Source organism: uncultured Aquincola sp. (assembly GCF_964001545.1).
In the GTDB taxonomy this organism is placed as follows: domain Bacteria; phylum Pseudomonadota; class Gammaproteobacteria; order Burkholderiales; family Burkholderiaceae_C; genus Aquincola.
The window spans coordinates 1-8,566 of the sequence record NZ_CAXFDV010000475.1; the positions used below are offsets into that span (position 1 = coordinate 1).

Below are 8,566 nucleotides of genomic sequence, written 5' to 3' on the forward strand. Positions count from 1 at the left end.
CCGAAGAACAGGCTGAAGTTGGCTTCCACCTGGCTGTAGGCCTGCGACATCACGCCGCGGGCGCCGGTGTTGGGCTTGCCGTAGGGGCCGCGCTGAATGGACGACCAGTACCGCGGATGGAAGGCGCGCTGCACCAACGTCACATAGTCCACCTGCAGCGCAGGCAGCGGCGTGCCGGCACGCACGCTCTCCGACAGCGGGCCCAGCACGCTGTCGGTGGCGCTGACGATCTGCGTCTCCAGCACTGGGCGGTACAGCAGCTTGCGGCCCAGGTCGGGCAGCGAACGGCCGCTGCAGCTCATCTCGGTGGCGTCCACGGGCGCCGTCATCGCCTGCGAAGCCAGGGCGGAATTGATCAAGGCCAGCCGCTCACGGCGCACGCTGCCATCGGCCTGCAGCACCCACACGCCCGCGTTCGGGTCGCGCGGGCCGCCGGCACTGCTGCCGTTGAAGACGTTGCTGGCACGGCCATCCCACAGCAGGCGGTGGTTGAACACCGCGTTGATGACCGTGGGCGCATTGCGCGCCGACACGCGGCGCGCACCGATGCCGCCGATCTGGTGCACCGCATCGGGCGACCGCACGCAGCCGTCGGTGCTGGTCATGGCGTAGCTGACCGACTGGAATTGGCCGCCGAAGGCGCCGCCCGAGCCGGCCACGTCGTCGGAGATGCGGGCCAGGCCGGCGACGTCGGCTTCGGTCAGCGGATCGGCCGGCTGCGTGAACGGAAAGTCCGCCACCCGCAGCACCTGGTTGGGGCCACGGCGCAGCCCGTCCAGCCCCTGGTCGAAGCGCGGCGCCACCTGATGCTTGCCGCCGGGCGCCAGCTGGTTGCGCACCCGGCGGTCGGCCCCCGCCTGGAAGTGGCAGGAGGCACAGGCCATGCCGTCGCTGCCCACGTTGCTGTCCCAGAACAAGGCCTTGCCAAGCTGGATGGCCGCCTGGCGGTCGACGATGATGGGTTGGGGCCCGTCATACAAACCCGGCACCGGTGGCACCGGCACGCCCTTGAGCGACATCGGCATCGGGCCGAACTCGGCCCGGGCCACGGGCATGCCGGCCCAGCAGCCGGCCAGCGCCAGCAGGATTGCGGGCAGCGCCCGCGGTGCCATCAGCTTCATCACGACAAGTTGTACAGACAAGTGGACAGAGGGCGGAGGGGACCGATCAGCGCGCCGGGCGACGGCGGCGCTGCAGGCCGGCCACCGCGGCCAGGCCACCGAACATCAGCGCCCAGGTGCCCGGCTCCGGCACGGCCGCGACCGCGCTGACGCCCAGGTTGTAGCTCGCCGACGTGGCCAGCGCGTTGTTGGCGCCGCCGATGAAGATGGTGTACCAGCCGGCCTTGACGCCGCTGACGGTCATGCTGATGCTGTTGCCGACAGCGGTGCCGCTGACGCCGGTGGCGAAGCTGTTGTCCTTGCGCACGTCGTTCACGCCCTGCACCAGGTTCTCGCCCCAGCCGGTGGTGGTGGATGCATGGCTGGGCCCGGTGAGCGCATAGGCCAGGGTCTGCTGGATGTTGCCGTTGCTGCCGCTGAGCCAGGCGGTGCCGACGTCACCCACCTGCCCCGCCACGTTCAGCGAATGCGGGCTGCCCCAGCCGTTGACGGCGAACTCGTCGGATTCCGTGCCACCGTCGAAGGCACTGCTGCCCGAGGCCCAGAGCGTGAGGCCGGGCGCGAAGTTGGCCGAGGCCAGCGTGGGCGTCAGCGTGAGGGTGATGTCGGCCGTGGTGGCCACCTGGAAGTTGTACCAGGCGCCCACATGCGCCCAGCCGGAGTACATCAGGCTGGGGTTGTCGGCATAGCTGTTCTTGCCCAGCGTCTGCACGTCGCTGAGGCTGCCGCCCACGCTCAGCAGCGGTGCGTCGCTGTTGCCGGCGCCGCTCCAGGCCTGGAATTCGACCGAGCCGGCGGCCCAGCCGGCCGGCGCCAGCGCCAGCAGAGCGGCCGTGGCGGCCAGGCTGCGCAGCGCGGCAGCGGGTTGGAAGGTCTTGTTCATCGTGCTCTCTCCTGAGGTGAATGCGGGGCCGTGCCCCGCGGGGGTTGAATCGGTGATCGCAGGGCCGCTACCAGTCGCGGCGCCACAGCGCACCGGGCGTCCACACCAGGCGCAGCGCGGCGAAGGACTCGCGCTCGCTGCCGATGCGGTCGACGCCCGCTTCCACACTGGCGCGCAGGTCGTCGCGCAGCAGGTAGCCGGCGCTGGCGGCCAGCCGCTGCACACGCTGGTTGCCCAGCAGGCCGGCATCGGTGGCCACGGCCAGTGCGCCGCTGCCGCGCACACGCTGCACGCCGCGCACGCCTTCGCCGCGCAGCGCCAGCTGCCAGCGGTCGCTGGGCTGCCAGATCACATCGAGCCAGCCGCCGCCGGTGTTGCCGCGGTAATGCGCATCGCCGCTGGCCGACCACAGCGCACCGACATCGCGTCGCCACAGGCCCGCGGCCTGCAGCGTCCAGCCCGTCCAGGGGGTGTCCCAGCGCAGGCCCAGCGTCAGCACGTCGCTGCGGCCGTCGAAGCAGGTGATGCCGACCAGGCTGCGCTCGCAGTCGGGCCTGGCGTGGGTATGCCCCGACAACGCGTTCTGGATGTAGGCGCCGCGGCGGCTGGGCTGCAGGCGCATGGCCAGCAGCTGGGCCTGCCAGCCCCCGGCGCCCACACGCGCCTGCAGCGCCGGCGCCCAGGGCATGCCGGCACCGCCCGGGTAGGCGCGGCCGCGCCACACACCCACACCCAGCGACTGCAGCCAGGGCCAGCGGTCGTCTTCCCCGCGCTGCCAGCGCAGGTCGAGGCCGTCGTCGATCCAGTCGCCGCCCAGCACCACCCGCTTGGCCAGCGGCATGGCGCCGAAACGGTCGAAATGCCCGCCGCCGGCCACCACGCGGCCGGTGGGCACGGCCTGCCGGCCACCGCGCAGCTGCAGCCGGCCCTCGCCCAGCGGGCGCTGCCATTGCAGCCAGGCGTCTTCCACGTGGGCGGGGTCGCTGTCGTGCCAGCCGTAGCCCAGCCGGGCCGACCACTGCGCATCGGCCCGCAGGCCCAGCGCCAGCGTGCCGTGTTCCAGCGCACCGCCGCGGCGGTCGGCCGGCGTGTCGCCATTGCTGAAGAGGCCCGGCAGCCGGGCTGCCGGCCAGGGCTGGGAGGCGTGGGCGGCACTGAGCGCCAGCGCGCCTTCCAGCTGCACGCCCGGCGCGGTGTCGTCGGCCTCGTGGTCTTCCAGGCCGTGCGCGACGGCGCCACCAACCAGCGCCGCCAGCAGCAGCGCCGCGGCACCGCGTGGCCAGCGCTCAGCGCGCGGCGGCGAACGGGTCGGACAGGCGGGGGTTGGTGAGGAACTCATGGTCGGTGAGGGTCTTGAGAAAGGCGACAAGGTCTTCGCGCTCCTGCGCATCCAGCGTGATGCGGCTGACGAGCGGGTCCTTGAACGGGTTGCTGCGGCCATCGCCGGCATGGGGGCCACTGCTGATCACACGGCCACCGGCGGCATAAAACGCCAGCACCTCGGCCAGGGTGGCGATGGTCCCGTCGTGCATGTAGGGCGCAGTGACCTCCACGTTGCGCAGGCTGGGCGCGCGGAACTTGCCCATGTCGGCGGCCAGCGCAGTGAGCTCGAAGAGGCCGCGATTGGGCTCAGGGAAGGCACCGGTGCCGCCGATGTTGTAGAGGCCGGTGTTGTGGAACGGCGTCTCGGTCAGGCGCGAGCTGGCATGCACGAACTGGTCGTTGAAGTTGATGCCGCCATGGCAGTGGAAGCACTCGGCCTTCTCGCCGAAGAAGAGGGTCAGGCCGCGCTGTTCGGCGTCGGTCAGCGTGGCCTGGCCGCGCAGATACTGGTCGTACTTGCTGTTGCCCGACACCAGCGTGCGCTGGAAGGCCGCGATGGCCTTGACCACGTTGCCCCAGCTGACCGGCGCCGCTTCGCCCGGGAAGGCCGCGCCGAACATCGCCGGATAGGCCGCATCGCCCTGCAGCCGCGCCAGCACCGCGGCGCGGTTGCCGTCGTTGATGCCCATCTCCACCGGTGCGGTGCCGAACAGGGGCACCAGCATCTGCGTTTCCAGATCGGTGAGCGCGTTGTTGGCCCAGGTCAGCGTCGGGTTGTAGGCCACGTTGCCCAGGTGCTGGGCATTGCGTGGATGGCCCTGGCCGGTGGAGCCCAGCGCGGTGATGCGGCCATCGGTGAAAGCCAGGCTTTGCACGTGGCAGCTGGCGCAGGCCTGGGTGCCGTTGCCCGACAGCCGGCGGTCGTAGAACAGGAAGCGGCCCAGCGCCACCTTGTCGGCCGTCATCGGGTTGTCCGCGGGCACCCGCGGCACCGGAAATTGCGCCGGCAGGCTCCAGGCCCATCCGCTGCTGCTGCCACGGTCGACCTGCACCTCGGTGCTGCCGCCACCGCCGCAGCCGGCCAGCAGCAGGGCCAGCGTCGCCAGCCAGAGAACACACAGCCGCTTCATTTGGCCACCGCCTTGAACACGGTCTGCGTGCGGCCGCCGTCGATCGGCAGCCCGCTGCCGTTGCCATCGGCGCGCCAGTCGATGCCCAGCGCCCGGAACACGCCGTCGCAGTCGCGGTCGGTGCCGGCCGACATGCAGCCCTGCGCCCCGCCCTGGTTGATCGTGATGTTGGTGCCGGCCAGCAGTGCCTCCAGGTCCACCGCCACCTTCTGCGTGCGAGGGTCGAATGCTTCAAGCCGGATCAGGCCCCGGTTGAGCTTGCTGCACTGCACCGTGCCCAGGCCGGCGTTGCCGGTGCAGCCGGTGGCGCCCAGGTGCACGAAGAAGGTGTCTGACGACCAGGCCCCGGCGCTGGGCTGGGTGACTTCGATCTTGGCGAACTTGCGGCCGGCCTGCCAGCTCCAGCCCATCGCAAAGCTGTCCAGCGGCGGTGGTGCGGTGGCGGTGTCGGTGTGGTTCATCGAATGCGGCACGCCCAGCGTGACCAGCAGACCCACGTAGCGGCCGGCCGGCACGGTGCCCGCCAGCAGCGCATTGCCGCCGGTGGTGCCTTCGGCGGCGCACTCGGCGCTGCCGTCTTCCAGGTCGATCAGCGTCACCGCGTCGCCGTTGGCGGCCGTGGTCTGCCAGGCGCTGTCGGCCGCCAGCTTCACCGGCACTTCTGCCCCGTCGGCGCGCAACAGCCGCGCCGCCGACAGGTAGAAGCGGAAGTCCATCAGCCGGGCCGGGGTGGCGGTGCTGCCCAGCGGCCCCAGCGGCGTGCCGCAGCGCAGCGGCGTGCTGCCGGCCACGGCGGCGAACTGCACCGCCACGCTGCGGTCGGCGGTGATGCGGGCCGCCAGGTCGCTGCGGGCGGCCGCAGCCTCGGCCACCTCGGCCAGCGTCACGTCGTGGGTGTAGAGGATGCCGCTGAACGACTGCAGCGCCAGCGCCGTGGCATCGCCGTCGGCCACTGCACCCGACAGGGCGTCGCCCGTGGGCGCCGGCATGCCCAACGTGGCCAGTGAAGCCACCACGGCCTGGCGCGCCGCCGCCAGGCTGCTGCTGCCCAGTGCATCGGCGCCGCCGGCATAGCGGCTGAACACCTGGCTTGGTCGGGCACCCCACGCACGCCCGAGGATCAGATCCGACAAGGGCGTGACCTGCACCGTGCTGCCGCCCTGCGTCACCCAGCCGTGCAGGGTCTCGGTGTTGTCATTGCCGCCCGCACGCCCACCCCGCAGCTGCAGCACGCAGGGCGGGCTGGCCTGCTGCAGCCGCAGCGAGAAGCTGCCATCGCTGGCCGTGATGGCGCCGGTCTGCGGTGCACCGGCAGCGCAGCGCAGGTCGACGGTGGCACCCACCAGGGCACCGCCCAGCGCACGTGCCGTGCCGCGCACGGTGTCGGCCTGGGCCGCGGCGGCCGCCTGCGCAGCGGCTTCGGCCTGCGCGCGGGCGGCCGCCTCAGCCTCCGCGGCTGCCCGTGCAGCCGCCTCGGCGCGGGCCAGCGCCGCCAGGCGCTCCGCCTCCGAGGCAGCGGCCGCCTGCGCGGCAGCGAGGGCGGCTGCTTCGGCGGCGCGCTGGGCGGCCACGCGGGCGGCCTCGGCCGCCGCGGCTTGTTCGGCCGCGCGCCGCTCGGCTTCGGCCTGGCGCGCCGCGGCATCGACGGCGGCCTGGGCCTCGGCCGCGGCACGCGCCTCGGCCGCCGCGCGGGTGGCCGCCAGCGTCGGCGCCCAGGCGGTGGCGGCGACCGCGGCACTGCGCAGGTCTGACAAGGTCGCGCCGTCGGCGGCCAGCCGGGCGGCCAGCGCATCCAGTTGGCGGTCGGTCTGGTCCCCCACGGCAAACGCACCGGCAAACAGGTCGCCAGCGGGCATGGACAAGCCGAGGGCGCCGGCCTGCGCACGCACCCAGTCGGCCGCGGAGGAGAGCGTGGTGGCACTGGGCAGGTCGTTCGCAGCCACGAAAGCGTCGAACACAGCGGCAGGCTCACGCCCGTAGGCCTTGGCCAGCGCCAGTTCAGTGAGCGGATGCAGCGCGGCCTGGCCGGTGGCCTGGGCCAGCGAATGCAGCACGCCGGTGAAGGCCACACCGCCGGCCTGGCCGCCGCGCGCCTGCAGCAGGCACGGTGGCAGCACGTCGCGCAGTTCCACCGTGTAGGCGCCCAGCGCATCGGTGGGGGCCAGGGCCTGGGCATCGCCGTTCAGGCAGTGCGCGCGCACCTGGGCACCCACCACCGCAGCGCCCACGGCCACGGTGCCGCTGAGCGTGGTGGCGCTGGCCGTGGGCAACGGCAGCGGCGTGGTGGGGGTGGCCGGTGGCGTCGAGTCGCCGCCAATGACGGCCACCGAATCGCCTCCACCGCCCCCACAGGCGGCGACGAGCAAGGCCACCAGGCAGGCCGCAGGCACGGCGGCCCGATGGGCGCGAACGACAGGGAACAACAGCTTCGGTGGCATGGGTCGGCAAGGTGGAGGCGGTGGACGACGGATCAGGCGGGGCGTGCGCGGCGGCGGGCCAGGCCGCCGACCAGGCCCAGCCCGGCCAGCAGCAGCGCCGTGGTGCCGGGCTCGGGCACCGCGGCCACGGTCACGGCCAGGCCGTAGCTGGGCAGCGCGGCGCTGGCCTGCGCGGCGTAGTCCGCGCCCCCGACGAACAGCGAGTAATCGCCCGGCCCGAGCGTGAAGCGGGCCGTCACCGTGCCGTCGGCCAGGCCGTCACCCACCAGGCCGGCCGCGCTGCCGAAGTTGCCGGCATCACCGTCCACCGCGTAGCCGACGAAGCGGAAGCTGGACAAGGCCGCGGGCTGGGCGGCGTTGCCGTCGTTGCCGATGCGCCAGTCGCCCGTGGCCACCCAGGCCCCTTCCTTGGCGACGCCAGGCAGGCTGGCCAGGTAGTCCAGCGTGATGGCCGCGCCGTCATGGTCGGCCGAGGCCGGCGACACATGGGCCAGGCCTTCGTACAGAGAAAAGCCGGGCAGCAGGCCGCCGATGGAGGTGGCCGTGGCACCGGCGTTGGCGGCAGCGGTGATCTCCAGCGTCAAGGTGCTGTCGAGGTGGAAGCGGAAGGCGCGCGAGCGGTGGCTGTCGCCGAAGTCGGCGTCGGTGGCGTCGGCCCAACCGTAGTTGCCGCTCACGGCCTGGTTGCTGATGGTGGTGAAGCTGTCGGCTTGCAAGCTGCCGAAGTCGCGGCCGCCATAACCAATGTGGGCAGCGGCGGGCACGGAAGCGGCCGCAGCAGCGGCGAGAAAGAACAGGCGAACGGAAGTCATGTCGATCGGCGATGACAAAAAAGACAAGCGCAGGCGCACACCCGTCCGCTGCCTGGCCTCAGCGGCAGGCCGTGCGGAATAGGGGCGATGACGGGGGGAGACCGGGGCGACGCGAGCCGGCCGCGCCGGGCTTCAGGCCTTCAGCGTCGGGGATGGCATCGGGGATGGCGTCGGTGGAACACGCACAGGCAGCGGCACGCTCGACTGCTCAGCAGCGAACGGACAGATGCAGCGGATGGACCAGACCGGCGGACGGTCTCAGGGGCAGCGAAGAAGGCTGCTCAGGCGCGCGCGGGCGGACCGCGAGGCGGCAGCGGCGCGGCAGTGGCCGCTGCCAGGCGTGCGGCCGGGATGGCCTGCATCACATACGCCAGCGGCGACAGCGGCAAGACCTGGGGCACCACTGCAGCCGGCGGTGGTGCGCTGCCCAGGGTGCACAGCGGGCACTCGGTGCCATGGCCCTGGGCAGGCGATGCGTCGTCCTGACCATCGGCCAGCACGAGCTTGACGACACCGGAGGCGCTGCACACCAGGTTCATGGACTGCGGATGCAGCAGCGGCATCAAGGCCATGTTGAACACGGCCACGATGAACGCAGCCAGCAACAGCCGGCAGGTCCAGGGGGCGTGGCGCAAGGCATTCATGGCGCACCGATTATGTGCTGCGTGTACGTCGTTCGTGAAGTACTTCCTGAGAATAAGGATCCTCTTGCAGTTGTCTATGCAACTTCGTGCAGACGAGCCTGCGCGCGGGTGCCCGACGGGTTTTCACCAGTGCACGCCGGGAGCTTCTCCGTGGTGTGTGCAGCCACGGGCTGAGTAAGGTCGGCCTCACACACAGAGGCGGCCGTCAGCGGTCG

General features: G+C 72.4%; 7 protein-coding genes. All 7 read right to left on the minus strand.

The window, feature by feature from the left end; translation table 11 throughout:
- A partial coding sequence (locus ABNT58_RS16260; RefSeq protein ID WP_348754493.1) for a cytochrome c peroxidase occupies positions 1 to 1,121 on the minus strand: 1,121 nt, incomplete at its 3' end.
- A 46-nt stretch (positions 1,122 to 1,167) separates the two neighbouring features.
- The gene (locus ABNT58_RS16265; RefSeq protein ID WP_348754494.1) at positions 1,168 to 2,004 is read right to left on the minus strand and encodes a PEP-CTERM sorting domain-containing protein; all 837 of its coding nucleotides are present in this window, start codon (positions 2,002 to 2,004) and stop codon (positions 1,168 to 1,170) included.
- A 67-nt stretch (positions 2,005 to 2,071) separates the two neighbouring features.
- Positions 2,072 to 3,343, minus strand: coding sequence for a hypothetical protein (locus tag ABNT58_RS16270; RefSeq protein WP_348754495.1), 1,272 nt, complete (start codon positions 3,341 to 3,343; stop codon positions 2,072 to 2,074).
- Positions 3,291 to 4,457, minus strand: a complete 1,167-nt coding sequence (locus tag ABNT58_RS16275; protein WP_348754496.1) for an MbnH family di-heme enzyme — start codon at positions 4,455 to 4,457, stop codon at positions 3,291 to 3,293. The genes ABNT58_RS16270 and ABNT58_RS16275 overlap by 53 nt, the downstream gene beginning before the upstream one ends.
- Positions 4,454 to 6,784, minus strand: a complete 2,331-nt coding sequence (locus ABNT58_RS16280) for an MbnP family copper-binding protein (protein WP_348754497.1) — start codon at positions 6,782 to 6,784, stop codon at positions 4,454 to 4,456. Before ABNT58_RS16280 ends, ABNT58_RS16275 begins: the two co-directional genes overlap by 4 nt.
- A gap of 143 nt (positions 6,785 to 6,927) precedes the next feature.
- On the minus strand, positions 6,928 to 7,707 hold the full coding sequence (locus ABNT58_RS16285; RefSeq protein WP_348754498.1) for an FxDxF family PEP-CTERM protein: 780 nt from the start codon (positions 7,705 to 7,707) through the stop codon (positions 6,928 to 6,930).
- Positions 7,708 to 7,988: 281 nt separating this feature from the next.
- Positions 7,989 to 8,351 carry a DUF2946 family protein gene (locus tag ABNT58_RS16290; protein WP_348754499.1) on the minus strand — a complete coding sequence of 121 codons (363 nt, stop codon included), beginning with the start codon at positions 8,349 to 8,351 and terminating at the stop codon, positions 7,989 to 7,991.
- Positions 8,352 to 8,566 lie beyond the last annotated feature (215 nt).

What these genes read in the sequence shown, in the direction of transcription:
- ABNT58_RS16265 (WP_348754494.1), bottom strand. Translation starts at nt 2,004, where the DNA reads ATGAACAAGACCTTCCAACCCGCTGCCGCGCTGCGCAGCCTGGCCGCC.
- ABNT58_RS16290 (WP_348754499.1), bottom strand. Translation starts at nt 8,351, where the DNA reads ATGAATGCCTTGCGCCACGCCCCCTGGACCTGCCGGCTGTTGCTGGCT.
- ABNT58_RS16275 (WP_348754496.1), bottom strand. Translation starts at nt 4,457, where the DNA reads ATGAAGCGGCTGTGTGTTCTCTGGCTGGCGACGCTGGCCCTGCTGCTG.
- ABNT58_RS16285 (WP_348754498.1), bottom strand. Translation starts at nt 7,707, where the DNA reads ATGACTTCCGTTCGCCTGTTCTTTCTCGCCGCTGCTGCGGCCGCTTCC.
- ABNT58_RS16270 (WP_348754495.1), bottom strand. Translation starts at nt 3,343, where the DNA reads ATGAGTTCCTCACCAACCCCCGCCTGTCCGACCCGTTCGCCGCCGCGC.